Origin of the sequence: Myxococcus sp. AB056 (genome assembly GCF_006547365.1) — a bacterium.
GTDB lineage: Bacteria > Myxococcota > Myxococcia > Myxococcales > Myxococcaceae > Myxococcus > Myxococcus virescens.
The window spans coordinates 23,747-48,797 of record NZ_VHLB01000007.1 but is presented as its reverse complement, the minus strand read 5'-3'; the positions used below and the strand labels follow the sequence as shown (position 1 = coordinate 48,797).

The window sequence follows — 25,051 nt, the reverse complement described above, 5'->3', positions numbered from 1 at the left end:
CGGCGGTACGGCAGCGGCGGCGGCGGATTTCACGGCGGCGGTGGAACGACCTTTTCTGCGGCGTCCGATGGCGCTCTCCTCTTCAGTCCCAGCTACGGCGGCGTCATGTCCTGATTGCACTGCACGAAAGCACAGGAAACGGGCTTTCGTGGAGGCCCGCCCGCTTTACACCCAGCCCGGCGTCACTCCGAACCACTGGCCTTCGGCCCAGAGGCGCGGAGCTGGATGGTCAGCCGCGCGCGGGCCCGGCTGGGCTCGAAGTACGTCGTATAGGGCCAGTACCCCTGCTTCTTCACTTCAATCTCGTGCAGGCCGCTGCCCACTCGCAGCGCCTTGGGGGAACCCGAGAAGTCGCTGCAGAGCCCCTGCCAGACGCCATCCAGATACACCTCCGCGTCCACGGGCTCGCAGACCAGGGCCAGGTTGCCGCTGGGATTCTGCGCTTCCGCCATCAGCTCGCGGGCCTTGAGCAGGGACTCCGGCTCCTGACGCTTCGCACACCCAGCGAACGTGGACACCATCACCAACAGCAGAACCTTCCGCATCAGCTCGCCGAGGACCTCGAAGTCACTGCGTGACGATCACGACCCGGCCCTCGGCCAGGAAGCGCGTGTTGGCCTCGACGAGCGCCTTCGCATCCTCCGAGGCGAGCACCAGGTCGGAACCCTTGGAACCCTTGGCCTTCACCACCAGGGGCTTGTCCCCCACCAGCGAGGCCTTCTTCGCCGCATCCAGGCTCTGGAACCACGCGGCCACGGCTGTCGCGGCACGGCGCTCGTTGGCCAGCGCCGCCGCGCCATAGAGCGCCTTGCCGCTGTCATCCAGCAGGCGGGGCGCCAGCACGGGCTGCACACCGAGCCCTCGCGCATCCACCACCAGCCCTGTGTACTTCTTCGTGCCCGCGCCGTTGATGGCGATGACGGTGTCCGCGGCGGGCGGCGCGAACAGCGACGCGGTGAGGGCCGACAGCGGCACCTCCACGTCAATCTCCACGCCACTGTCGGAGAAGAACCGCCGGGCGACGACCTTGTAGCCGCCCATCGCGGCCTCCACCCGCTTGCGGACGTCCTCGCGGGCCAGCTCGTCCGCCACGGTGCGGCCCGCGCTGATGTGGAGGCGCCCGGCCTGGTCCATGAGATTCTGGATGGCGGATTGCTTGGCGGTCCGCTCGGCGCCCAGCCGGGCCTGTCCGGGGTTCGAGGCCTTCAGGTCGGGAGCCCCCACTCCCGTGGCCCGCAGAACCTGCCCTTCCCAATTGACGCCCGGTGCCCCCGGTGCCGTTTTCACGGCAGCGACGGTGGGCTTCGGGGCCTTCGCTTCCTTGCCCTGGCCGAACGCGGTCAGTGGCACGGCCAGCAATATCCCCCACAGCGAGTGCCTCACGGGAAATCCTCCAGCCCCTCGTCCGACGTCGCGGGTCGTGTCAGGGCAGAATGGCTTCCCATTCAACGGGCCTGCTTCCGGGGAAGTCAAGGCAGGCCCCTGCGGCACGGCGGGTATGCGTCAGTTCTCGTTGCCGTGACGGTCGACGTAGGCGTCGATCATCTTGCGGTGACGGTCGGTGAGCAACGTGAAGCGCACACCCGAGCGCTCGCGCTTGGCCCCCAGCTCGGCCCACTCACGGACCACTTCCCCCTCGGCGTAGATGATCTCCTCCGAGCCCGGGAGCTGGAACTGGAGGCCGATGCGCTTGGCCTCGTGCTGGGGCTCGAGCAGCCGGGCGAGGCTCAGCCCTTCCTGGCTGATGTCCGCGGCCCGCGACATGTACGGCACGCCACCCATGTACTTGTTCAGGTAGATGTCGAGGGGCGCCCGCTTGTTCTTCCGCTTGTCGCTCATGGCTTCTTCGCCTCCGGTCAGGTCGTGCAACAGGTTGCTCCGGGGGTGAAGCAACCTGGATGCAGGGTAGAGGCGCGCGCTGAACGCGCAAGAAAACGGACGGCGCGCGGAGGACTCGCGCGCTCGCTGTGCTTCCTCGGTGAATTCTTCGCGCGGGCTTGTGTCTTCCGAGCGCGCGGCCACGCTCTATAGTGCGCCGGTTCTCATGAAAGGTGGATGCATGCGATCGATGTGGACGGCGGCCCTGGTGTTCGCGCTCGGCGCGACGGGCGCCCAGGCGCAGGACTCGAAGTCGGCGAAGAAGCCCGCGGCCAAGGCCGCACCGGCGACTCCGGCCGCCGCGCCGGCGGCGCCCGCTGCGCTGTCCGAGGAGGACCAGCAGACCCTCTACACGCTCGGTCTCTCCATTGGCCGTGACTTGTCCCTCTTCGCGCTGTCGCCCGAGGAGCTGAAGGTGCTGCAACAGGGGCTGTCCGACGGACTCGGTGGAAAGACGTCCGACATCGACCCGAAGGAGCAGGCGCAGCGGATTCAGGCCTTCGCCAAGAGCCGGCAGGCCCTCGCGGGCAAGGCCGCGCTGGAGCGCGCCGCCAAGGAGCCCGGCGCGGAGGTGCTTCCCTCCGGCGTCGTCTACAAGCAGGTCCAGGCGGGAACCGGCCGCAGCCCGCGCGCCATCGACACCGTCAAGGTCCACTACGAAGGCCGGCTGGTGGACGGCACCATCTTCGACACCTCCGCCCGCCGCGGAATCCCCGTCGAGTTCCCGCTCAACGGCGTGATCCCCTGCTGGACGCAGGGCGTGGCGAAGATGAAGGTGGGCGGCAAGGCGAAGCTCACCTGCCCCGGCAACACCGCCTACGGCGAACGTCCGCCGTCCGGCTCGCGCATCCCGCCCAACGCCGTCCTCACCTTCGACGTCGAGCTCATCGACATCCCCGGCGACACGTCCCGGCAGCCGTAGGTCAGCGACTCAGGGCGGCCTCGGCGGCGCGGAGCAACGGCTCCGCGCTCACCGGGGCCCCGGTCGCATGAATCATCCACTGGTCCGGCGTCACCGAACCGTAGGTGGCCATGCGTTCGAACTCGGCGCCCAGCGGTCCCTTGCGCTTCAGGTGTTCTTCAATCTGGAACGCGATGAGGTGGCCCAGCGGATAGTCGGGCAGGTAGAGCGGATAGCTGATCATGTGGCTGTAGACGGCCAGCAGCGTGCTCCCCTCCCCGCCCAGCACCGGCGCGAAGTACTGGTTCCACACCTCGCGGGCAATGCCCACCACCGCCTCCCGAAGCTGCACGGGCGTGGCATCCGGGTGCGCGTACATCCAGTGCCACACCGACATGTCCACCAGCGCGATGCCCGCGCGCTCCCACGTCTGCCACAGCTCGCCGAGCACCCGCTCCCGCTCGCTCGCCGCGTCCGGCTTGCCCAGCCCGAGCAACTCCAGGTCGCGCGACTGGAACACGAAGGCCAGCGCCTCCGTGAAGGCGTTGTTGGGCACCCCCGCGAGCAGCGTGTGGTCCACGCCGTAGAGGCTGAACACCTGCTCCACGTTGTGCCCCAGCTCGTGCACCGCGATGTTGTAGCCCTTGTAGTCCATGCCCCCCTTCTCCACGCGCGTGCGCAGCCGGGGGAAGTCGCCTCGCCGAAGCGCCGGCTGTGCGTGCCCCGCTCCGCGCGACGCGTCCACGCGAATTCGCTCCGCAAGCCACACGGCCTTCGCCTTCGTGAAGCCCATGCCCTGGAGGATGCGCGGCAGGTCCTTCGCGAACGCCTCCGCCGTGGGGTAGCGCTTGCGCGTCAGCGCATCCAGTTCGGACTCCTTCCGCTTGCCGCCCGGATTGAAGCCCGAGTACCAGAGGTCCTGCGGCTCCAGCTTCCGGCCCAGGCGCGCTTCAATCTCCTTCGCCACGCGCGGCACCAACGGTGACTCCAGCACCTGTGTCAGCAAGGCCCGGACGCGCGCCTCAGGCAGCTCGCGGCCCAGCTCGAAGCTCCGGGCGATTCGCGTGGGTGCCACCGGCACGTAGGGGTCCGCCTGGCGCGCCGCATGGAAGGTGGCCAGCAGGTGCGCGTAGCGCGTGTCCGGCTCCGGCGACGCATCCGGCTTCGTCGTGCGCGCGGGCGCATCCGCCTCCACCGTCTGCGGCGGCGCCACCGTCACGGTGTTGGTGAAGGGGTCCCAATCCAACCGCGGGTTGTCGATGACGGCCGCGGGAATCGTCTGCGTGATGATGCGCTCCATCACCTGGACGATCATCCGCTGCTTCAGCGCGCCCGTCGCCGCGTCGGAGTAGTCACCCTTCAGCTCGTCACGCAGGTTCCAGTGACTGATGAGCCGCAGCCCCTTTGGGAAGGGGCGCCGTCCCTGCGCGTCCACCAGGTGATGCATCCAGATGTTGTATTCGGCGATGTACAGGTTGGCCGCGGCGATGGCGCGCGAGGACGCCTGTTCAATCTCCGCGGGGACGCGCTGGTTGAAGCGCCCGGCCAGCCGCGTCTCGGCCCACTGTCGCCGCGTCCATGACGGCCCCTGCTCCACGCGCTCCGCCAACGTGGTGAGCGGGAAGTTGAGCAACACCACGAACCCCACGCGTGCGCGGAACAGGTCCGTGGTGACGTGGGCGGCCGGATCATACGCCGCCACCAGGGGCTCCACCGGCAGCAACGGCCCCAGGTCCAGGTCGGTGTACCACTGGAGCTCGCGCCCGATTTCGTACAGGTGACCGTCGAGTTGCTCGAACAACCGCTCCAGCCGCTGGAAGGTCGCGTCGAGCGCGCTCGGATCGGACAGGAACTGTTCACGTGCGAACGCCGCGAGGTCTCCGTCCTCCGGCCGCCACATCGCCGCCACCTGATCCACGCCCCGCTCGATGCGGGCCCGCTGCGCCTCGCCGTGCCGCGTCGCGAGCTCCGCCTTCAGGGCCGCCGCGTCGAACGTGGACGTCATGGCGGTGGGCTCCTTCTCCGGGACGTTGGCAGGGGGTGGTGCCTTGGACGACGCGGCAGGGAGGGCGGCCGTGCCCGTGCTCGACGGCACGGCCGGCGTGGTGGAGCAACCCAGCGCGGCGAGAACGGGCAGCAGACAGACGCGTGAGCGGCGGAACTTCGTCGACAAAGGCACGGAGCGCTCTCCAGAAAGCACGAAGGGCCCGACCCCGTGGGGCCGGACCCTCATGATGCATCAGAAGCAGTTCGAACGACGCTCGGCTCAGGCCGCGCGGACGTTCTGGGCCTGCAGGCCCTTGGGGCCGCGGGTCACTTCGAACTCCACCTTCTGGCCCTCCTGGAGGGTGCGGAAGCCATCCATGTTGATGGCGGTGTGGTGGCAGAACACGTCCTCACCACCACCGTCCTGGGTGAGGAAGCCGAAACCCTTCGCATCGTTGAACCACTTCACGGTACCAGTAGCCATTTGCTCTCTTCTTCTTTCGTCACGGACGCGAATATCCGCCGTCCGGTCCTACGAGCGAACCCGCCTAGACGGCTGCAATTTAAGCGTGGCCGCCCGGCGCGTCTACTCCAGACCGTCACCAACCGCACTTCTGGCCCTTGTTCTGCGCCTGGAGCCAGGTGCGGAGCGGGCTGAAGTAGTCGAGCAGCGGCGTGGCATCCATCTGCCGGGTTCCCGTCATGGCCTGGAGCGCGTCGGGCCACGGCTTGCTCGCACCCAGCTCCAACATGGCCTGGAGCCGCTTGCCGGCCTCCTTGTTTCCATAGATGGAGCACTCGTGGAGGGCGCCCTTATAGCCGGACGCCTCGCAGAGCGCCTTGTGGAACTGGAATTGGAGGATGCGCGCCAGAAAATACCGCGTATACGGAACGTTTGCAGGCACGTGGTACTTGGCCCCTGGGTCGAAGTCCTGCTCCGAACGGGCCACCGGCGCGGCGACGCCCTGGTACTTCTCCCGCAGCGTCCACCAGGACTTGTTGTAGTCCGCCGGCTGCACGCGGCCGGAGAACACCTCCCAGCGCCACTGGTCCACGAGCAGACCGAACGGCAGGAAGGCAATCTTCTCCAGCGCGTCCTTCATCTGAAGGTTGATGAGGTTCTTCTCGTTCTTCGGAACGGCCTTCAGCAACCCCGCCTGCTGCAGGTAGCCCGGGGTGATGGACAGCGTGAGCGCGTCACCAATGGCCTCGTGGAAGCCGTCGTTCGCGCCGGCCTGATAGAGCACCGGGAGCTGGTAGTAGTACGTGTAGTAGTAGTTGTGGCCCAGCTCGTGGTGGATGGTGACGAGGTCCTCCTCCGTGGGCTTGATGCACATCTTGATGCGCAGGTCGTTGCTGAAGTTCACGTCCCAGGCGCTGGCGTGGCAGACGACGTCGCGGCCTTCCGGCTTGGTGAACTGCGAGCGCTCGAAGAAGCTCGGCGGCAGCTCTTTGAGGCCCAGCGAGGTGAAGAACTTCTCACCCAGCTTCACCATGCGCATCGCGTCATACTTCTGCTGCTTCAGCGCCGCGTCCACGTCCAGGCTGGCCTGGCCGGGGAAGGGCTCCACCAGCGGGTAGATGTTGTTCCACTCCTGCGCCCACATGTTACCCAGCAGGTGCGCGGGAATCGGCTTGCCGTCGGGTACCTTGTCGGCGCCGTACTGCTTCGCCAGACGGCCGCGCACGTAGCAGTGCAGGTCGTCATAGAGCGGCTTCACCTGGCCCCACAGGCGCTGGGCCTCGACCTCGAACTCGGCCGGCGACATGTCATACGCGGAGCGCCACAGCGTGCCCAGGTCGTTGAAGCCGATGTCCTTCGCGCCCTCGTTGGAGATGGACACCAGGCGCTCGTACAGCGGCCGCATGGGACGGGCCACGGAGTGCCAGCCCTGCCACGCGTCCAGCAGCTCGTCGTAGTTGCGGCTCTCCGCGATGACGTCGGACAGCACCTCCAGGTCGCGGCACTTCCCCTTCCCGTCCGGCCCGCAGTACTTGCCCTTGCCGTAGAGGCCCTCCAGCTTCGCAGCCGTGGCGGCCAGCTCGGACCGCCGCTCCGCGTCCGACGGCGCCGGCAGCGCCTGGGACACCTTGAGCAGGTGCAGCATGCGCGCGGTGTCCGCGTCCAACGTCAGGCCCTCGAAGCGCCGTGCCTCCTTGATGGCGCCGTTGACGTAGGCCAGCACCTCTTCGTTGACGAAGGCGGCGTTCTGTTCGGTGTCATCGGTGATGTACGTGGACTTGATCCACTCCGCGGTGGCTTGCTTCGTCCACAGGCGCTTGAGGTCCGCGTTCACCTTCTCCGCGAAGGCCTTCGCCTCTGCCGGCGTGGGCTGCGACGCGGCGGCGGGGGACTCGGCGGGCGTGGGCGCCTCGCGCGTCACTTGCGAATCCTGGGCGCACCCCAGGAAGGCGGGCAGCGCCATGACCGCGGCCGCACGCAGGAGGGAATTCAGGGGACGTTTCCGGTTCATGGCCGCCGACCGTAGAAGAACCCGCGACTGATGACACTCCGAAACTGGGTGGTCCCCTCCCGGTTCGGCGCTGGATCTGCCCGGCCGGGTACCGTGCGGGCGCTCCATGCACGGCCTCCCGTGTCGCCCCACTGCGTTAAACCTTCACCCCATGTTGCTCGGACACATGAAGGACCCCCGCTGGCCCGCATCCGAAGAGGCGCTGGCGGACGCTCGTAACTTCCTGAGGGCGCTGAAGGATCGCCACGTGGTCGTGGCGCCCCACCCCAGCGTGGACGGGCTCGCCGCAGGGGCGCTGGTGCTCCGCGCGCTCCAGGCCGTGGGAGCGCGGGTCAAGGCGCAGGTACCGGCCAAGGGCGAGCATGCCCTCTCCCCAACCTTTCAGCAGCGCCTCCGTGCTGCACAGCCCGACGCATGGGTGGTGCTCGAGATGTCATCGGATGCGATGGACGACTCCGTCGCTCCGCCGGACCTCCCCACGCTCATCGTGGCGCCCCAAGCGGCCCTGGCCCCGGCTGGCAAGGCGGGCACGACCGTGCTCTCCGCACGGGGATTGGAGCCCGCGGTCAGTTGCAGCCTGCTCACCTACGCGCTCGTGTCGCCCTGCGTGGTGCCGGGCCCGTTGGAATGGCTGGCCGTCCTGGGGACCGTGGCGGACCAGGGCGTGGATGCGCCCATTCCCTTCCTCAAGGACGCCCTCCGCCGGGCGGGTCGCACCGCCGTGACGGAATCCGTGGCCTTGCTGAACGCGGCCCGGAAGTCCTCCCGGTACGCGGCACCGCTGGCGTTGGGGGTCCTCCTTCGAGCGGGCAGCGCCACCGACATCACCCGCGGAAACGTCCCTGGCGTCGACACATTGCATGACTGTCGGCTGGAGGTGCAGCGCGAGGTGCTGAGGTGCTCGAAGACGCCACCTCGCATCGCCAGTCCCGTGGCGCTGTTGCTGTTCAGCTCGGAGGCCCAGGTCCATCCGCAGGTCGCGGTGCGCTGGGCCCAGCGGCTCCCCGAGCACATCATCATCGCCGCCAACGCGGGCTACCTGCCGGGCCGCGTGGACTTCGCCGTTCGCAGCCGGACGCCGATGGAGCTCGGAGGGCTCCCGCTCAACGCAACCGGAGGCAGCCTCTCCCGGGAGGACTTCCTCCGCTTCGCCACCGGACTGGGCTTCAAAGGCCTGCGCGACATTGACGTGGAGCGGCGGGGCGCGTTTCCCGGCTGATGCGGTATGACGCGGCCGTGATGCCACGCCCGCTCCTCCCCCTCCTGACGGTCCTCGCGCTCGCCGGCTGCGGCGACACTGCTCCCGACGATGCCGACGCCTGCGAGCGGTTCAGCTTTCCGCTGTCGGCGCCGAGCCCCTCCCACCACCTCGACACCTGCTCGAGCGAAGGGTGTGGCAACGGAGAAAATCCGCCCAACTCCGGCCTCCACTGCGGCAGCGTGGCCCCGTGCGGGAGCGCCTCCGAGCCCGTCTCCCCTTGCCTCTATGTCCACAACCTGGAGCACGGCCACGCGGTGTTCCTCTACAACTGCCCGGATGGCTGTCCGGACGAAGTCGCCAAGCTCGAAGCCGCGGCGGCGACAGCGCCTCGGGGAGGCAATGCCGTCCGCCGGGCCCTCGTCGCGCCGGATCCCACCCTTCCCCGGCGCGTTGCAGCGATGCTGTGGCGCCGGACGTACCTGGCGGACTCCGCGGACCCCGACGCCCTTCGCTGCCTGCTGCGGCTCCAGGACGTCGACGCGCCGGAGCCGAGGCTCACCTGCCCCGCGCCCTGAGCCGCGCAACCTCCTCGCGCGATGTCGAACAGGTGAGGAGATGAAAGGCCACGGCGCGTTCCTTCGTGAACCCCGCCGACTCGCCCAATCATGACAGGAGGTGTCAACAATCCTCCGTAGTCTCGCCCCTCGGTACGAACATCCCCCAGGAGGCGGGCATGCGGGACATGAAGGATTCACTGAAGGGACGCGTGGCACTGGTCGCGGGCGGCACGCGAGGAGCAGGCCGGGGCATCGCGGTGCAGCTCGGCGCGGCGGGCGCCACCGTCTATGTCACGGGCCGGACGACACGGGCCCAGCGCTCGGAGCAGAACCGGCCGGAGACCATTGAAGAGACCGCCGAGCAGGTGACGGCGGCGGGTGGGCTCGGCATCGCCGTGCAGACGGACCACCTGGTGCCCGAACAGGTCCGGGCCCTGGTGGAGCGCATCGATGGGGAACAGGGCCGGCTCGACGTGCTCGTCAACGACATCTGGGGCGGCGAGTCCATCTTCGAGTGGAACAAGAGCGTGTGGGAGCACTCGCTCGACAAGGGGCTGCGGCTGCTCCGGCTGGGCGTGGACACGCACCTCATCACCAGCCACTTCGCCCTGCCGCTGCTCATCCGCCGCCCGGGAGGACTCCTGGTCGAGGTCACCGACGGCACCGCCGACTACAACGCGACGAACTACCGCATCTCCACGTTCTACGACCTCGCGAAGGCCTCCGTGCTCCGGCTGGCCTGGAGCCAGGCTCGAGAGCTCAGGCCCCATGGCGCCACCGCCGTCGCGCTGACGCCGGGCTGGATGCGCTCCGAAGGCATGCTGGAGCACTTCGGCGTCACCGAGGCGAACTGGCGCGACGCGACGGTGAAGGAGCCCCACTTCGTCATCTCGGAGACGCCGGCCTATGTCGGCCGAGCCGTGGCCGCGCTGGCATCGGACGCGGACAAGGCCCGGTGGAACGGCCAGTCCCTGTCCAGCGGCCAGCTCGCACGCGTCTACGGCTTCACGGACCTGGATGGCAGCCAGCCCGATGCCTGGCGCTACGTCGTCGAGGTCCAGGACGCGGGCAAACCCGCCGACGCCACGGGTTACCGATAGACATTGCCCAGGGTGGGTCTTCCAGGACCACGACTCGGGTGCTATTGATTTCCTCGCAATACTCGTTTTGCGGTCATCCCTGTCCGCGACACCCCTTTGCGAGGAGACACCTTTGAGACACCTGAGAACCTCGGTCCCCGTGGCACTGCTGGGCCTGCTGGCGGCGTGCGGCGGCCCGGTGGAATCACAGCCCGAAGTCGAGGTCGCCACCACCGAGTCCGCGCTGAACTGCGACTCGATGAGCCGGGCCGTCCATCACCGCATCAAGCCGGCCAACGAAGACAGCCTCTACACGCTCAACGCGAACGAGGCCGCCAACGCCGCCACCACCTGGGGCTACACGGAAGACCGGGGCGTGGCCTTTCTCGCCGCGGCCTCCACGGGGACGGGGCTGTCCCCCGTCTACCGCATCTACAGCCCCAGCCGGCAGGAGCACTTCTGGACCATTGATGAGGCCGAGCGGAACGACCTCATGCAGAACGGGGGCTACACGACGGACGAGAACGTCGGCTTCTACGCGTCGAAGACGGCCGCGTCATGCCTCGTTCCGGTGTACCGCTTCTCCAACACCACGCTGCGCAAGCACCGCTTCGCCATCACCGAGGCCCAGCGCGACGCGCTCGCCTCCACCGGCTGGGTCAACCAGGGCATCAAGTTCTACGCCGCCCCGGAGTCCGCGCCGCCGGTCGACACGAAGTTCACCTTCGCCGTCATCCCCGATACACAGAACGAGGTCCTCACCACGCCCCCCACGCGACTCACGCACCGGCTCCAGTGGCTGGTGGACAACCGGAGCTCGCTCGACCTGCGCTTCGTGCTGCACACGGGCGACGTCGTGAACTGGGACACGCCGGACCACATCCAGTACGTGCGCGCCAGCGAGGCCACCGAGATTCTGGACGCCGCCGGCCTGCCCTACGTCTACGCCATTGGCAACCATGACACCGCGGCCGTGTGCCCCGGCGGCAGCGCCTGCCCGGGCAACGTCAACGCCAACCTGCGCGACACCACCACCTTCAACGCGCACTTCCCGCTCACGCGCTTCACCGCGCTGGGGGGCGTCTACGAGCCGGGGAAGATCGACAACTCCTACCACACGTTCTCCGCCGGCGGCCTGGACTGGCTGGTGGTCAACCTGGAGCTGTGGGCTCGCACGGGCGCCGTGGACTGGGCGAAGACGGTGCTGGCGCAACATCCGCGTCACAACGTCATCATCAACACCCACTCCCACCTGAATGGCAGCGGCGCCATCGAGCAGAGCAACGGCGGCTATGGCAACAACAGCCCGCAGTTCGTGTTCGACCAGCTCATCAAGCAGTACGCCAACGTGCGGTTCGTCTTCTCCGGACACACGGGCAATGCCGCGTACCGGGCCAGCACGGGGGTCCACGGCAACACCATCCACCAAATCCTGACGTCGTACCACGAGAACACATCGAACCTGACGCGGCTGGTGGAGGTGGACACGGCGGCCAACACCTTCTCCACGCGGGTGTACTCGCCGATGACGAACGCGGAGAAGCAGGACGGCTCTAAATTCACCATCAGTAACGTGAGCTGGGTCCGCTGATGCTCTAGGGTAGGCGGGCTGTGACGTCCACGCCCGCCTCCCCTGCCCTCGTCTCCCGTGATCGCATCCGAGCCATCGACTGGCTCCGGGGCATCGCGGTGCTCTTCATGGTCCAGACGCACACCCTGGCCTTGCTCACGCCCGAGCTGCGGCAGAGCGAATGGGTGGCGCGGCTGCTGCGCGTCGACGGGCTGGTGGCCCCCGCGTTCATCTTCTCCGCAGGCTTCGCCACCGCCCTGATGATGGTCCGCAGCGCCGCCAGCGGCGTGCTCCGCGAGCGCGTCCACCGCAACCTCCGCCGCGCTGGCGAGGTGCTCGCGGTGGCCACCCTGGTCAACTGGGCATGGTTCCCTCTGCTGCGCGAGCCCCAGTGGATCTTCCGCATGGACATCCTCCAGTGCGTGGGCCTGTGCCTGCTCATCGTCCTACCGGTGGCGGCGCTGCTCTCCGCTCGCCCCAAGGTGCTGAGCGCCGGTGCCTTCGTGCTGGCCATGGCCACGTTCGCCGTGTCGCCCCTGGGTGAACAGGTGGATGGCCCCTGGGCCACGCTGACGGAGAAGTCCTCCTTCGCACCCTTCCCGCTGCTGCCCTGGCTGGGCTACGCGTGGCTGGGCGTCTTCGCGGGAACGGTGGCGGGCGCCTGGGGCCGCGCCGGGCTCATCAAAGCGCTGCTGGTGCTGATGGGGCTGGGCTTCACGGGCGCGGTGCTCGGTGACTTCCTCTACGGCCTCTACCCGCCCCACCGCTTCTTCGTCGCCAATCCTTCCAACGCGGCGGCGCGCTTCGGCTGGGTGAGCTCGGTGCTGCTCGTGTTGACGTGGCTGGAGGCCCGGGTCCCGGTGAATGCAGCGCCGTCCCGGCTGCGGCGCTTCGTGGAGGTATTCGGCACGTCGTCGCTGTCCGCGTACTTCTTCCACGAGATGCTGCTCTTCTACCGGCTGGGCGGCGTCTTCTCCTTCCAGCGCTTCTGGGGAGACCGCAGCGGCTGGCTCCAGTACTGGGTGCTGACAGCCGTCATCATCGGCCTCACCTTCGTGCTGTGCGTCGCCCTGGACCGGCTGGAGCGCGTGCTGCGGCCCGCGCTCCGGAACTTCTCGGGACGGCTGTTCCGGCAGGGCCAGCATGCCCCCGCCGGGCGCTGACTCAGTGACCCACGGCGGATAGCGACTCGAAGGCAGCGATGACCTCCTTCGGCGCCTGCACCAGCTCGATGAGCACACCCTCTCCGCCGAAGGGGAACTGCTCACTGCCCTTGGGGTGGATGAAGCAGATGTCGAAGCCCGCGGCGCCCTTGCGGATGCCGCCGGGGGCGAAGCGAAGGCCCTGGGACTCCAGCCACTGCACGGCCACGGGCAGGTCGTCCACCCAGAGGCCCACGTGGTTGAGCGGCGTCTCGTGGACGCGGGGCTTCTTCTCTGGATCCACGGGCTGCATCAAGTCCACCTCCACCTTGAAGGGGCCCGCGCCCGCGGTGACGATGTCCTCGTCCACGTTCTCGCGCTCGCTGCGGTAGGTGCCGTGGGGCGTCAAGCCCAGCAGGTCGACCCAGAGCTTGCGGAGCGGCGCCTTGTCCGCGCCTCCAATGGCGATCTGCTGAACACCCAGAATTCGAAATGGCCTGGCGGTCTGCATGGCGCGGCACCCTGTCAGACGGTGGTGCTCCAGACAAGGACGCCCGGCCCGGGTGTTCGCCGGAAAATTCATTCGGCGTTAGACCCTTTCTCGCGGGCCATGCGTTTTCGGGAGGCGACCTACTCACCGACCTTGGAGCCCCGATGTCCCCCTTCTCGCTGAAGCGCCAACTGACTGTCTGGGGAAGTGCCCTTCTCGTCGCCAGCACCCTGCCCGCGTGCCACAACCGGAGCCCCGCCACCGACGAGCGGCCGAGCCAGGGGGCCGCACAGTCCGTTGCCAGGGATGACGACGCCGCGCCCGCTTCTGAGCGAGAGGAGTACGTCGCGGACCGGGTCAGCGCCGAGCATTCCGTGGCAGCCCCGGCCCCTGCGCCCCCCCCGGCTTCCGCGCTCGCCGAGCCTGTTGCACGCGCCCCCGCGCCGGAAGCCGCCAGGAAGGTCTCCCTGGGCAAGGCCGAGCTGCACCGGCGCGAAGCGCGCCCCATGAAGCCGTCCGCTGACGCCTTGGCGGGCGCGCCCCTCGAGTCCAAACCACAAGACGCCGCTCCCGCGGGCGGCAACACCTTCGAGGCCTGGAAGGCCAACGCCTTCGTCGAGACGGCCAAGGACCCGCTCTCCACGTTCGCCGCGGACGTGGACACCGCGTCGTACACGGTGTCGCGCCGCTACCTCGTCAACGGCCAGCTCCCGCCCGCCTCCGCCGTCCGCGTGGAGGAGTTCGTCAACTACTTCAAGTTCCGTTACGCGCCCCCGGAGACGGGCGCCTTCGCGGTGCACCTGGAGGGCGCGCCCTCGCCCTTCGACGCCAAGCGCCACTTCCTGCGCGTGGGCGTACAGGGCAAGGTGGTCTCGCGCTCGCAGCGCAAGCCCGCGCACCTCGTGTTCCTCGTGGACACCAGCGGCTCCATGCACTCGGAGGACAAGCTGCCGCTCGCGCGGGAGGCCATCAAGGTCGCCGTCAAGAACCTCAACGAGAACGACACCGTCGCCATCGTCACCTATGCGGGCAACACCCGGGACGTGCTGCCGCCGACGCCCGCCACCGACGTGAAGAGCATCCACGCCGCGCTCGACTCGCTCACGGCCGGTGGCGGCACGGCGATGGGCTCCGGCATGGAGCTGGCCTACCGCCACGCCGTGAAGAAGGCCTCCGGCAGCGTGGTGTCCCGCGTCGTCGTCCTCACCGACGGTGACGCCAACATCGGCCGGAACGTGAGCGCCAACGCCATGCTGGACAGCATCCACAAGTACACGGCCGAGGGCGTCACCCTCACCACCGTGGGCTTCGGCATGGGCAACTACCGCGACGACCTGATGGAGAAGCTCGCGGACAAGGGCAACGGCAACTGCTTCTACGTGGACAGCCTGCGCGAGGCGAAGAAGGTGTTCGAGACGCAGCTCACCGGCACGCTGGAGGTCATCGCCAAGGACGTGAAGTTCCAGGTGGAGTTCAACCCCGCGTCGGTCCGCCGCTACCGGCTGGTGGGCTATGAGAACCGCGACGTCGCCGACCACGACTTCCGCAACGACAAGGTGGACGCGGGCGAGATTGGCGCCGGCCACAACGTCACCGCCGTGTACGAGGTGGAGCTGACGGGTGAAACCACCGAGCCGCTGGCCACCGTCCGCGTCCGCGCCAAGGCGCCCAACGGCACCGAGGCCTCCGAGCGCGAATTCCCCTTCGAGCGCACGAAGCTGCGTGACACGCTGGCGCAGGCGTCGCCGGACTTCCGCTTCGCCGTCGCCGTGGCCGCCACCGCCGACGTCCTCCGCGACAGCCCCTCCGCGGAGGGTTGGAGCCTGGCCACGGCCGAGAAGCTGGCCGAAGGCGCTACCGAGGGTGACGCCGACCGCAAGGAGTTCGTGCGGCTGGTGACGCAGGCCCGCGCCCTCAAGGGCGCCTCCGTCCGGGGCCGCTGACACCGGGGCGCAAGCCCGCATACACGTCGGGGTGGAGGGTGCCCGGGGCCCTTCCACCCCGACGCCGTTTTTGCGGGATATGCTGAGCGGCCATGCACCCTCTTCGCTCGAAGTCCCGGCGCTTCCTCATCCCTGTCGCCGCGGCGTTCATCGCCTGTGGCGGTTGCAGTGACGACCCGTCTGGCGGCGGCGCGCCGCTGGGCGAGGAACAACAGGGCATCGCCACCTACTACAACGCCACCGGCTCCGGCAATTGCAGCTACGAGCCGACAGGTGACTTGATGGTGGCCGCCATGAACACGCCCCAGTACGCCAACAGCGCGGCCTGTGGACAGTGCGTGGACATCACCGGCCCCAAGGGCTCGGTCCGCGTGCGCATCGTGGACCGCTGCCCGGAGTGTGAATCCGGCCACCTGGACCTGAGCCGGGAAGCCTTCGCCCGCATCGCGGAGATGCAGCAGGGCCGGGTCAACATCACCTGGACGCCGGTGTCCTGCGACGTGGCGGGGAACATCGAGTACCACTTCAAGAACGGCAGCAATCCCTGGTGGACCGCCATCCAGGTCCGCAACCACCGCCTGCCCATCCAGAAGCTGGAGTGGCGGCGCGGCACCGGCGGATGGCAGGACGTCCCGCGCGAGAGCTACAACTACTTCGTCAACTTGAGCGGAATGGGCGACGGACCCTTCTCCGTGCGCGTCACCGCCGTGGACGGCCAGCAACTGGAAGACACGCTGGACAGAGTCCTCGACAACCGCAGTGCCGAGGGCTCTGGCCAGTTCCGCTAGCGCGCGGCGCGCGGTTCAGCGCCGCAGCATGGAGCGCAACAGCTCCAGGGCCTCGGTGACGTTCTGCCAGACCTGGAGCGACTTCATGACGCCCTCGCCCTCGCCCTGGATGGCGCGGCGCGAGGCGCGCTCCAACGGGAGCAGCACGCCCTCCACCAGCTCGATTTGACGGCTCAGCTCGGCGGGTGACGGCCCCGTGAGCGCGGTGCGCTGCAAAGCCTCCGCGGGCACGTTGGCGGACACATTCACAGGACGCTCCGCCAGCGCGGTGATGGCGCGGGAGAGCTGCTCCATGTACGCGCCGAAGTCAGGCGAAGGCGCCAGTGCCGCCATCCGCACGGTGGGCGCGGACTCCGCCGGAGGCTCCGGCGGACGCTCCGCCTGCGCCGCCACCCGCTCCGTCAGCGCCTTGAGCAGGTGCGCCATGTGCTTGAGGTACGGCGTCAGGTCCGGCCCCGCGGCCACGGGCGCGGCGACGACGGGCGCCGGGGTGGCCTTCGCGGCCTTCACGGACTCGCGGCCCACCTTCGCCACCTCCAGCACGGCCTCGCGCAGGGACTCCAGGCGAGGCAGCACCTCCACCACGGGCCCCGGCTGCTCGTCACGCGCCTGGCTGGCGGAGACGTGGTTGGCCGCCTGCACCACCGCGTCCCGCACCGCGCCCAGCTGCTCCTCGATGCCGCTGAGCTGACCGGTGACGCGGGCCACGGGGTCGTCGTCCTTGCCGCCCATGCGCTTCACGCGCGCGAAGCCCTGCTTGATGTCCTCCCAGCGCTTCGCCTTCTCCGGCGTCAGGCGCCCGCGCATCTCCGCCAGCTTGAGCAGGTTCTGCTCCGCCGCCGTCGTCAGCGTCTGGGACTCGCCCTGGTAGTGGTCGTCGATGAGCCGCTCGAGCTCGTCGTCGGTCATCGCGGAGACAATCTTCTCCGTCAGCTTGTTCATGTTGCGGTAGCTGCCCTGCAACTTGAACGCGGGCTCGGAGCGGAAGCGCTCGTCCTGCGCCGCCGAGGCGATGTACTGCAGGTTCACCTTCAGCAGCACCGACTGGGCCCGGAACATGCGCTGGAACACCGCGATGATTTCCTGGAGCTCCGCCGCCGCGTAGCCGTGCTTCAGCTCGCCCGTCTGGACCTCCTCGCCCTGCGCCATGCGAATGAGGCGGTGCGTGTCCGCCGGGTCGCGCGTGGCCAGCGGCGCCGTCACCGTGTTCGAGGTGAGCGCGTTCTCGATGTAGCTGAGCGCGAACAGGTGCTCCTTGCCGTCGAGGATGTCACCCAGGTTGTAGGTGTCCGCGCGGTTGGCGAGCATGTCCGGGATGCGGAAGCGCTCACCCGTCTCCGTGTACGGGTTGCCGGCCATGACCACGCAGAACTTCTTCCCGCGCAGGTCATAGGTGCGCGTCCGGCCGTTCCACACGCCTTCCACGCGGCGCTGGCCGTCGCACAGGGAGATGAACTTCTGGAGCAGCTCCGGGTCCGTGTGCTGGATGTCGTCGAGGTAGAGCATCACGTTGTTGCCCATCTCGAAGGACAGGTTGATGCGCTCCACCTCCTGCCGGGACGTGGCGTTGGGCGCCTCGGCCGGGTCCAGCGACTTCACGGAGTGACCCAGCGCCGGGCCGTTCACCTTCACGAAGGTGAGCCCCAGGCGGCTGGCGACGTACTCCATCAGCGTCGTCTTGCCGTAGCCCGGAGGCGACATGAGCAGCAGCATGCCCATGCGGTCCGTGCGCTTGCCCTCGCCCGCCGCGCCCAGCTGCTTCGCCAGGTTGGCGCCGATGAGCGGCAGGTACACCTCGTCGATGAGCCGGTTGCGCACGAAGGACGACAGCACCTTCGGCGTCAGCTCCTCCAGGCGCAGCTTGCGGCGCTCGCGCTCCAGCAAGTCCCTCAGCAGCGCACGGTATGCCTGGTACTGAGGCACCCGCACCTGCCGGAACTCGCCCAGGCGCGCCAGGAACTCGTCCAGGCGCAGCGGCAGCTTCCGGTCCTGGATGCGCGAATGGTTGCCCAGCAGCGCGGAGACCTCGGTGGCCGTCAGCGCGCCCGCCGTCTCGCGGTCCAGCTTGGAGCCGGTGAGCAGCAGCACCGCCGTCTCCAGCGCCACATGGACGGAATCCCCCGGACCGCCCTCGCGCTGCGCGAGGTAGCCGTCCAGCCACACCCGGGCGAGCTCCAGCCGGGCGCCCAGGTCCTTCTCCAGGCCGCGCAGGTCGTCCTCGAACGCGGACCGCGTCCCGTGCCGGTCGAGCTCATGCAGGAACGCGTCCCGCAGCGCCACCGCCTCACCACTGGTCGTGAAGCGCGGGTGCTCCGCGCCCAGCTCCTCGACGAGGTAACGGCCCGCCTGCCGCGGCTCGGCCGGCGAGTGCGCCAGGCCGTTCGCGGTGAGGAACGCGGCGATGCGCTCGCCCAGTGCCTCGCCCACCTCGGCCATGCTGCCGCCGGACGCAAAGGTGGTGCGCAGCCGCGCCAGGCTGCGCGCGCGCCGCTGGAACACGGTGCGGGCCGCCTCATCCGCGTCAAAGGCCCAGTACAGCGCCGCCCAGGCGCGCGGCACCGGCGCGAAGCGCAACAGGCCGGCGCCCTGGTGCAGCCCCAGCAACTTCTCCAGGATGGAGACCGCGTCCGCATCATGGACGCCACGCTCGTAGCCCTCGTCGAAGCGGTCGGCCGCGTACGCACGCACCTTCTCCAGCAGCGTGCCGCTGATGAGCGCCTCGTGCAGCGCATCCAGCGACTGGCCACGCTTGCCATCCTCCGCGTCCGCCAGAAGGCAGCCCGCGAGGTACTCGGAGCGGTAGACGGCCGGCGACTCGGAGACCAGGTGCTGATCCCAGAGGTCGCGGTACTTCAGCAGCTCCGCGTCATCCACCTTCTGCGCGTAGTCCGTGCCGGTGAGCTGGAGGTACAGCTCGCCGTCGCGCGGAAGCAGCGTCAGGTCCAGCGGCTGCGTGTTAACGTTGAAGCGGTACGTCCCCAGCTTGATGACGTTGTCGCCATCCGCGAACAGGTCCTGCCGGTCCCGCAGGGCGCGCAGTGCGTCCTGCTTGGCGGACTTCACGCGCGACATCACCTCGTCCGCGCGGACGCTGTCCTGAAGCTCCATCAGCTGGTCGGCCAGCTGGCGCAGCTTGAGAATCATCGCGTCGGAGGCGTAATAGCCGTTGAGCTCGTCGTCCGTCTTGAAGGACTTGGCCCGGCGCTGCACGCCCTGGAGGATGCGCTCCGCGGCGCCAAAGAGGCTCTGCGCGCGGCGCTGCCGCTCGTCCAACAGGGACTGCTTGCGCGCGCCAAAGGCCTCCAGCAGCTCCTCGCGCTTCTGGGTGATCTGCTCCAGGAACTCGTCGAACTCGCCGAAGCGGCCCTCCAGCTCCTCCAACTGCACGGTGAGGCGGGACATCGCCTCGTCGCAGCGCTCCGGACTGTCCGCCTGCGACAGCGAGCTTTCGATGCTCTGCCCCAGCAGCTTGAACTGCGCTCCGAACTCCGCGCGCTTCTCCCGGCCGGACAGCTCCTTGCGCTTGGCCGCGAGGCTGGCGCGCACGCGGTTGAGGCGGCTGAACAGCTCGGAGATGCCCTCCAGGATGCGCGCACGGGCCAGCGGGTCACCGACCTGGAGACCGCCCACGACCTCGCCCAGGACCTCCAGGCCGTGGGCCGTCCGCTCCACGTCCTCGCCCAGGGGCGCCAGCTCCACGGACGTCTGCACCGGCTCCAACTGCACCAGCAGCTCGTCCAGGCGCGAGGCCAGCGGCGCCAGCGCCTCGCCCGTCTGGAGGAACTCCACGCAGGCCGTGCTGACCCGGTCGGACGACTCCACCACCGCGGTCTCCAGGACGTCCACGCGTCCCAGGTCCATGTAGCGGATGTCCTTCAACGTAATCAGGTGCCCGCGCTGCTTGCGCAGGTCCGCCAGCGCCTGCATGAAGGCTTCCGCGTGCGTGAGGTTCTCCGGCTGGACGCGCAGCAGCAGCGTCTCCTGCTCCACCTCCGCGGCCGCCAGCGACTCGGTGGCGCGCTTCTGCATCGCGACCACCTTCTCGAACTCATCGATGATGAGCTCGGCGGTGCGCCGCAGGGTCTCCACCGGTTCCTGGAGGCCCGTCTCCTCATGGCCCAGCCAGTAGTACGCGTCCAGCGCGCGGGTGGCCGAGGACACCAGGTCCTCATACGTGCGCCGGGTGGGCTTCTCCGACTTCGCGATCCGCTGAATCGTCAGCGCGTCGGAGATGCCGCGCACCAGCTCCGCGTTGCCCACCTTGCCCAGGTAGCCCGGGGCCGGCGGCGTCCCCGCCGCGTGCTCCGCGGATACGAACGGGGTCTGCCACACCTGCATCGGGTGGACGCGCGTGGGCTCATCCGACGCAGAGCGGAAGATGACGAGCTGCCCGTCGGAGAACAGGCTCATGCCGTGCGCGACCAGGGGGTTCTGCACCTCCTTGCGCACCAGGTTGTACGGGAAGAGGACGTAGCAGCCGTCCGTCCGCCGGTGGAAGATGTAGAGCACGTCCTCGCCGTTGGGCGAGCGGATGGCGCGCTTGAACTCCATGCCTTCCGACGCCGCGGCGCCGTCGAAGACCTTGAAGTCCCCTGTCTGGAGGTAATAGCCGCCCGGGAAGACGATGCCCTGGTCCTCCGGCAGCCGCACGCACGCCTGCCCCATGGCGTCGATGCGCACCACGTGCTGCGTGCGCGAGTTGAAGACGAGGTAGCGGTGCGTCTTCTCCCGGAACGGCAGCACCCGCAGCAGGATGAGCGTGCCCACCTGCGCCCAGGCGAACTCGGCGTCGTCCAGCGACTGGTCTGGGTCGTCCACGGGCTCGCTGTAGATACCCATGCCGGTGGAGGTGTTGTCCTCCACCTTGATGGTGAGGTCGCCCTTCACCGTCTCCACGAACACCTGGTCCAGCACGTTGACGTGCGGGTGCTGGCCGGTGACGTAGTTGTCACGCGTGGCCACCGTCCACTCGAAGTCGTGCGACGGCGGGAAGACATGGTCGCGCTCGCCCTGGTTGTCCAGGTAGGTGGCGCGGCCCTCCAGGTCCAGGCTGAAGCGGAAGACCTTGATGTCGCGCAGCGACTGACCCGTCTGGAAGACGGCCAGCAGGCGCGAGTCCAGCTTGCGAATCTGAAGGAGCTTCGCGTCCTTGTAGTACTTGTAGAGCTCGCCGAAGTCCTTCACGAAGCGCGGGTCCGCCAGGAAGCCGCCGGCCTCGGAGGTGGGCACCGCGGAGAAGTCGTACCCGTCGGCCGTCTTCTCGAACTTGTGCAGGGAGAACACGTCGGACACCGACGTCTCCCGCTTCAGACCGATGAAGACGTTGTAGCCGAAGAGCAGGTACTTGCCGACGCTGGCGATGTCGCACGGGACGCAGTTGTGCTCGGTGCGCACCCGCTCGTTGCCGATGACGGTCAGCTCGGTCCCACCGAAGAGCGCCTTGCGCCGCCCGTTGAGGTCCGTCGCCTTCGCGCCCAGCACATCCGCCTGCGACAGGAGCCGCGAACGGATGACCTCGTAGCTGCCGCCTTCCAGCGCCGCCTCGCCCGCGGGCGCCGCGCCCTTGCCACCGTCAGTTGCCATGAGTGTTCACCGGAAATGCGAAGACCCCCACCCCCGCACCCTCCCGAGCGGAGGGGCGCCACCCCGGAGGGGAGGCCGGAGTGAGGATCGTCTTACGGCCGTGCCACCGCCGCCTGTTCACGGCGGTGGCCCATTGGGACTGTCAGCCCTGCTTGTCGACCGTGCCCGGACGCGCCACGTCTTCCACCAGCGCCTTGAGGCCGGCGGAGGTCGCGGCCACGGGGCTGGCCGCCATCTTGTGCAGCAGCGCGGCCACGGCCAGGTTCTGCGCGTCGTTGCTCAGGCCCGGCTTGGAGAGAATCTCCTTCAGGTCGGCCGGCAGGTCCTTCTCGCCGTTGAGGTAGCCGCCCAGCGCCGTCTTCAGCGCCTCGCCGTGGTCCAGCGCGCCGTCCACCGCGGTGCCGAACGACACCGCCTTGACGAAGCGCTCGAAGAACTGGCCGTCGCCACCGACGATGTTGAACTTCGCGTTGGCGAACGCCTTGGCCAGCACCTCGGCCTGCGCGTGCGCGATGTCCTTCTTCGCGCGGATGGCCTCCAGCTCCACGTCGCGCTCCTTGTTGAGCTTGAGGCGGAACTCCTCGTGCTCGCGGCCGACGCCGTCCATCAGCTTCATGGACGCGGCCTTCTCCGCCAGACCGCGGGCCTCGGCCAGCAGCTTCTCCTGGATGGCAGCGGCCTCGGCCAGCTGCTTCTCGCGCGTGGCAATGGCCTCCGCCTCGCCGCGCTTCTGGATGGCGCTGGCTTCCGCCTCCAGGACGCGCGCCTGGGCCAGGCCCTTCTCCTGCGCACCCGCGGCCTCCGCCAGCAGCTTCTCGCGGACGATGTTCGCCTCCGCGTGGCCCTGCTTCTCGATGGCGCCCGCCTCGGCTTCCTTCACGCGGACGTTGACCATGCCGAGCTTCTCCTGCGCCTGCGCGTCGGCCTCCTTCACGCGGACCTCGGCCAGGCCCTCGGCGGCGGCCTCGGCCTGGACGCCCTCGGCCAGACGGACCTTCGCCTTCGCCGTCTTGTCAGCGGCCTCCAGCTCGGCCTCGGCCAGCGTCAGCTTCTCCTTGGCGGTGAACTTGGCCACCTCGTTGGAGGCCTCGGCCGCCTTGATGTCCTTGACCAGCTTCTCCTGCGCCTGCGCCTCGGCGGTGATGAGCAGCGCGTCCTTGCGGCGGGTGGCCTCGGCCTTCACGCGCAGGTCCTTGATGCGCTCCTCCTCCTCCGCCACCGTCTTCTCCACGGCGATGCGGGCGCGCACCACGTCGGCGATGAGCTTCTTCTCGCCTTCGAGCGCCTTCTCCTTGGCGATGCGCTGCAGCTCCGTCTCACGCTCGCGGTTGATGGCTTCCAGGGCGCGGTCCTTCTCCACGCGCTCGGTCTCCACGCCCACCACGCGCTCGCGGTTCTTCTGCGCGACCTCGATCTGCCGGGCCTTGTTCTGCTCGTTGATGTTGATTTCTTCCTCGGCCTTGATGCGCGCCAGCTGGGCCTTGGCGTACTCCTCCTGCTTCACGCGCTCGGCCTCGGCCGTCTCGCGGGCCTGGATGCTGTCGATCTCGCGCTTCTGCTTCGCGGCGGCCTCTTCACGCTGACGCTCGAGGGCGAAGATGGCCTCATCCGCCTCGACGTTGCGCTTGGTGACGGCCATGCGCTCGTCCTGGCGCAGCTCGTTGGTGAAGACGTTCTGCTTCGTCGTCAGCTCGGTGATCTTCCGGATGCCCTGCGCGTCGAGGATGTTGTCCTTGTCCAGCATCTCGACCGGGGTCTGCTCCAGGAAGTCGATGGCGCAGTCCTCCAGCATGTACCCGCTGAGGTCACGACCGATGACGTTGACGACCTGGTCCTTGATCTCCTCGCGCTTGGTGTAGAGCTCCTCGAAGTCGAAGCTCTTGCCCACCGTCTTGAGGGCCTCGGAGAACTTGGCCTCGAAGAGGTTCTCCAGCGTCTCCTGGTCGGAGGCACGCGCGCAGCCAATGGTCTGCGCCACCTTCAGCACGTCCTCGCGCGTCTTGTTCACGCGGACGAAGAAGGTGACCTTGATGTCACCCCGGATGTTGTCCCGGCAGATGAGGCCTTCCTTGCCACGGCGGTCGATTTCCACCGTCTTCAAGGAGATGTCCATCACCTCGGCCCGGTTGATGATGGGGAACACCACCGCGCCGGTGAAGGTGACGACCGGCTCGTTCTTCAGCGTGTTGACGATGAGCACCTTGCCCTGGTCCACCTGCCGGTAGAGCCGGACGATGGTGAGGAGGATGCCTCCGAGAAGGATGATGCCACCGATGCCGGCAGCGACCGCGGTAATGGGGTCCATGGCCATTTCCTGATTGATGATGACAGCGGGCCTTGTATCAGGCGCCGGAGGTCCCCCGCAAAAGCCCTCCGGCGTCGAATGTGACGGTCGCCCCCTCTGCGCGACCGGTAAAACTCAGCCTCGTGCCTTCACGCGAGCCAATGCCGCTGCGCGGGCCGGATCCTGGAGCTGCTCCATCTCCTCCGGCAGCAACCAGTCGACCGGCTCCACTTCGTAGACGCGCCGTTCGGCGTCGTAGGCGAGGATCAGCGCCGGCTGGCCTCGCTTGAGCTCATTGGGCTTCGCGCAGACGACGTTGAGGATGACGCCCGCGCCGCCGTCCTCGAAGGTCGCGTGGCCCGTCTTGGCCGTCACGCTGCCGCTGGAGATGGTGCACACGCGGCCCATCAGCGCCTCGCGCCCCGGGGCGCGCCTGGCCACGAACACCGGCCGCAGGGGCCGGACCGCGAAGCCCGCCGTCACCGTCCCCGCCCCGAAGCACGCCAGCCCCAGCCCGCTGCTCAGCAGCCACGACGGCATCATCCCGCCCAGCGCCTCATGCAGCGGCTGCGCGCTCACCACCGACAGGAACCAGGCGATGAACACCACGAAGCTCACGGACACGGTGATGGGGATGCCCGCGAAGCCCATGGCCGCCAGGACTCCGCCACCGTCGACGTCGAAATCCGAGTCATGGGCGCCCAGCGCCTTCGCGCCGCCCAATGCCTTGCCACCCCCCTCGATGGCGCCGCTCAGCGCCTTGCCACCCCCCTCAATGGCCCCGCCCAGCGCCTTGCCGCCCGACTCCAGCGTGATGTCCCCATCGAACAGGTCGATGCCGACCGCGCCCACGATGACGAACAGCCAGTACGTCATCACCACACCGAGGACGATGGTGAAGATGGCGGTCGGGAAGGCCAGAATGGTGTCGAGGAAGGCGCTCATGCGGCTTGCGCACCACTCTAAACGAATGTCATTCCCATCGAAAACGCGCCTTGCGCTTTTCTGTCCCGCCCCTGGCCGGGCGGCCGGGCGGCACCTGCGTTGCCGCGCGGCCCCACCCTGAGCACTACAGGAGGACGGCTCACATGGGGTGGGCGGGATTCCCCTGACTCAAGGCGCATGGCCCCTCACGCGCAACCAGCCCGGCGGTCCAGTCCCCGGCCAGCAGCCCG

Annotated in this window: 18 protein-coding genes; 8 read left to right on the top strand and 10 right to left on the bottom strand. The window is 68.6% G+C overall.

Translation table 11 applies throughout. The annotated features are described in order from the left end of the window. Positions 1 to 182 precede the first annotated feature (182 nt). From FMP39_RS05095 to FMP39_RS05085, 3 genes are all read right to left on the bottom strand, one after another. Positions 183 to 545: a PEGA domain-containing protein gene (locus FMP39_RS05095; protein WP_141588861.1), complete on the bottom strand. Its 363-nt coding sequence runs from the start codon at positions 543 to 545 to the stop codon at positions 183 to 185. Between the two features lie 22 nt (positions 546 to 567). After that, positions 568 to 1,383, bottom strand: coding sequence for a hypothetical protein (locus tag FMP39_RS05090; RefSeq protein WP_228557682.1), 816 nt, complete (start codon positions 1,381 to 1,383; stop codon positions 568 to 570). A gap of 120 nt (positions 1,384 to 1,503) precedes the next feature. After that, positions 1,504 to 1,839 (bottom strand): PilZ domain-containing protein, encoded by a 336-nt coding sequence (locus tag FMP39_RS05085; RefSeq protein WP_171410519.1) that lies wholly within the window; start codon positions 1,837 to 1,839, stop codon positions 1,504 to 1,506. Positions 1,840 to 2,059: 220 nt separating this feature from the next. On the opposite strand from FMP39_RS05085, the gene FMP39_RS05080 reads away from it, so the two are divergent. Further along, positions 2,060 to 2,800 carry an FKBP-type peptidyl-prolyl cis-trans isomerase gene (locus tag FMP39_RS05080; RefSeq protein WP_228557681.1) on the top strand — a complete coding sequence of 247 codons (741 nt, stop codon included), beginning with the start codon at positions 2,060 to 2,062 and terminating at the stop codon, positions 2,798 to 2,800. A 1-nt stretch (position 2,801) separates the two neighbouring features. On the opposite strand, the gene FMP39_RS05075 is transcribed toward FMP39_RS05080, so the two are convergent. From FMP39_RS05075 to FMP39_RS05065, 3 genes are all read right to left on the bottom strand, one after another. Beyond that, positions 2,802 to 5,012 carry a hypothetical protein gene (locus FMP39_RS05075; protein ID WP_141588857.1) on the bottom strand — a complete coding sequence of 737 codons (2,211 nt, stop codon included), beginning with the start codon at positions 5,010 to 5,012 and terminating at the stop codon, positions 2,802 to 2,804. Between the two features lie 33 nt (positions 5,013 to 5,045). Beyond that, positions 5,046 to 5,249, bottom strand: coding sequence for a cold-shock protein (locus tag FMP39_RS05070; protein ID WP_011553608.1), 204 nt, complete (start codon positions 5,247 to 5,249; stop codon positions 5,046 to 5,048). Positions 5,250 to 5,364: 115 nt separating this feature from the next. Further along, positions 5,365 to 7,239 carry a M2 family metallopeptidase gene (locus tag FMP39_RS05065; RefSeq protein ID WP_141588856.1) on the bottom strand — a complete coding sequence of 625 codons (1,875 nt, stop codon included), beginning with the start codon at positions 7,237 to 7,239 and terminating at the stop codon, positions 5,365 to 5,367. 166 nt (positions 7,240 to 7,405) lie between these two features. On the opposite strand from FMP39_RS05065, the gene FMP39_RS05060 reads away from it, so the two are divergent. From FMP39_RS05060 to FMP39_RS05040, 5 genes are all read left to right on the top strand, one after another. Next, positions 7,406 to 8,458, top strand: coding sequence for a hypothetical protein (locus FMP39_RS05060; protein WP_228557680.1), 1,053 nt, complete (start codon positions 7,406 to 7,408; stop codon positions 8,456 to 8,458). Beyond that, entirely contained in the window at positions 8,458 to 9,015 is a 558-nt protein-coding gene (locus FMP39_RS05055; RefSeq protein WP_141588854.1) for a DUF3105 domain-containing protein, read from the top strand. Before FMP39_RS05060 ends, FMP39_RS05055 begins: the two co-directional genes overlap by 1 nt. 167 nt (positions 9,016 to 9,182) lie before the next feature. After that, positions 9,183 to 10,097 (top strand): SDR family oxidoreductase, encoded by a 915-nt coding sequence (locus FMP39_RS05050; protein WP_194858245.1) that lies wholly within the window; start codon positions 9,183 to 9,185, stop codon positions 10,095 to 10,097. Positions 10,098 to 10,209: 112 nt separating this feature from the next. Further along, positions 10,210 to 11,667 carry a metallophosphoesterase gene (locus tag FMP39_RS05045; RefSeq protein ID WP_141588852.1) on the top strand — a complete coding sequence of 486 codons (1,458 nt, stop codon included), beginning with the start codon at positions 10,210 to 10,212 and terminating at the stop codon, positions 11,665 to 11,667. A 20-nt stretch (positions 11,668 to 11,687) separates the two neighbouring features. Then, the gene (locus tag FMP39_RS05040; RefSeq protein ID WP_141588851.1) at positions 11,688 to 12,809 is read left to right on the top strand and encodes a heparan-alpha-glucosaminide N-acetyltransferase domain-containing protein; all 1,122 of its coding nucleotides are present in this window, start codon (positions 11,688 to 11,690) and stop codon (positions 12,807 to 12,809) included. A gap of 1 nt (position 12,810) precedes the next feature. On the opposite strand, the gene FMP39_RS05035 is transcribed toward FMP39_RS05040, so the two are convergent. Then, positions 12,811 to 13,299, bottom strand: a complete 489-nt coding sequence (locus FMP39_RS05035; RefSeq protein WP_194858242.1) for a VOC family protein — start codon at positions 13,297 to 13,299, stop codon at positions 12,811 to 12,813. Between the two features lie 143 nt (positions 13,300 to 13,442). Here FMP39_RS05035 and FMP39_RS05030 point away from each other — a divergent pair, with 143 nt between their 5' ends. Next, on the top strand, positions 13,443 to 15,221 hold the full coding sequence (locus FMP39_RS05030) for a von Willebrand factor type A domain-containing protein (protein WP_141588849.1): 1,779 nt from the start codon (positions 13,443 to 13,445) through the stop codon (positions 15,219 to 15,221). A gap of 92 nt (positions 15,222 to 15,313) precedes the next feature. Further along, a complete protein-coding gene (locus tag FMP39_RS05025; protein WP_141588848.1) occupies positions 15,314 to 16,009 on the top strand; it encodes an expansin EXLX1 family cellulose-binding protein in 696 nt (231 codons plus the stop codon). Positions 16,010 to 16,024: 15 nt separating this feature from the next. Here FMP39_RS05025 and FMP39_RS05020 read toward each other — a convergent pair whose 3' ends face one another. The 3 genes from FMP39_RS05020 to FMP39_RS05010 all read right to left on the bottom strand — a co-directional run bounded on the left by FMP39_RS05020 (position 16,025) and on the right by FMP39_RS05010 (position 24,821). After that, a complete protein-coding gene (locus FMP39_RS05020) occupies positions 16,025 to 21,592 on the bottom strand; it encodes a DNA repair ATPase (RefSeq protein WP_141588847.1) in 5,568 nt (1,855 codons plus the stop codon). Positions 21,593 to 21,734: 142 nt separating this feature from the next. Further along, on the bottom strand, positions 21,735 to 23,897 hold the full coding sequence (locus tag FMP39_RS05015; protein ID WP_171439636.1) for a hypothetical protein: 2,163 nt from the start codon (positions 23,895 to 23,897) through the stop codon (positions 21,735 to 21,737). Between the two features lie 114 nt (positions 23,898 to 24,011). Next, a complete protein-coding gene (locus FMP39_RS05010) occupies positions 24,012 to 24,821 on the bottom strand; it encodes a hypothetical protein (protein ID WP_141588846.1) in 810 nt (269 codons plus the stop codon). Positions 24,822 to 25,051 lie beyond the last annotated feature (230 nt).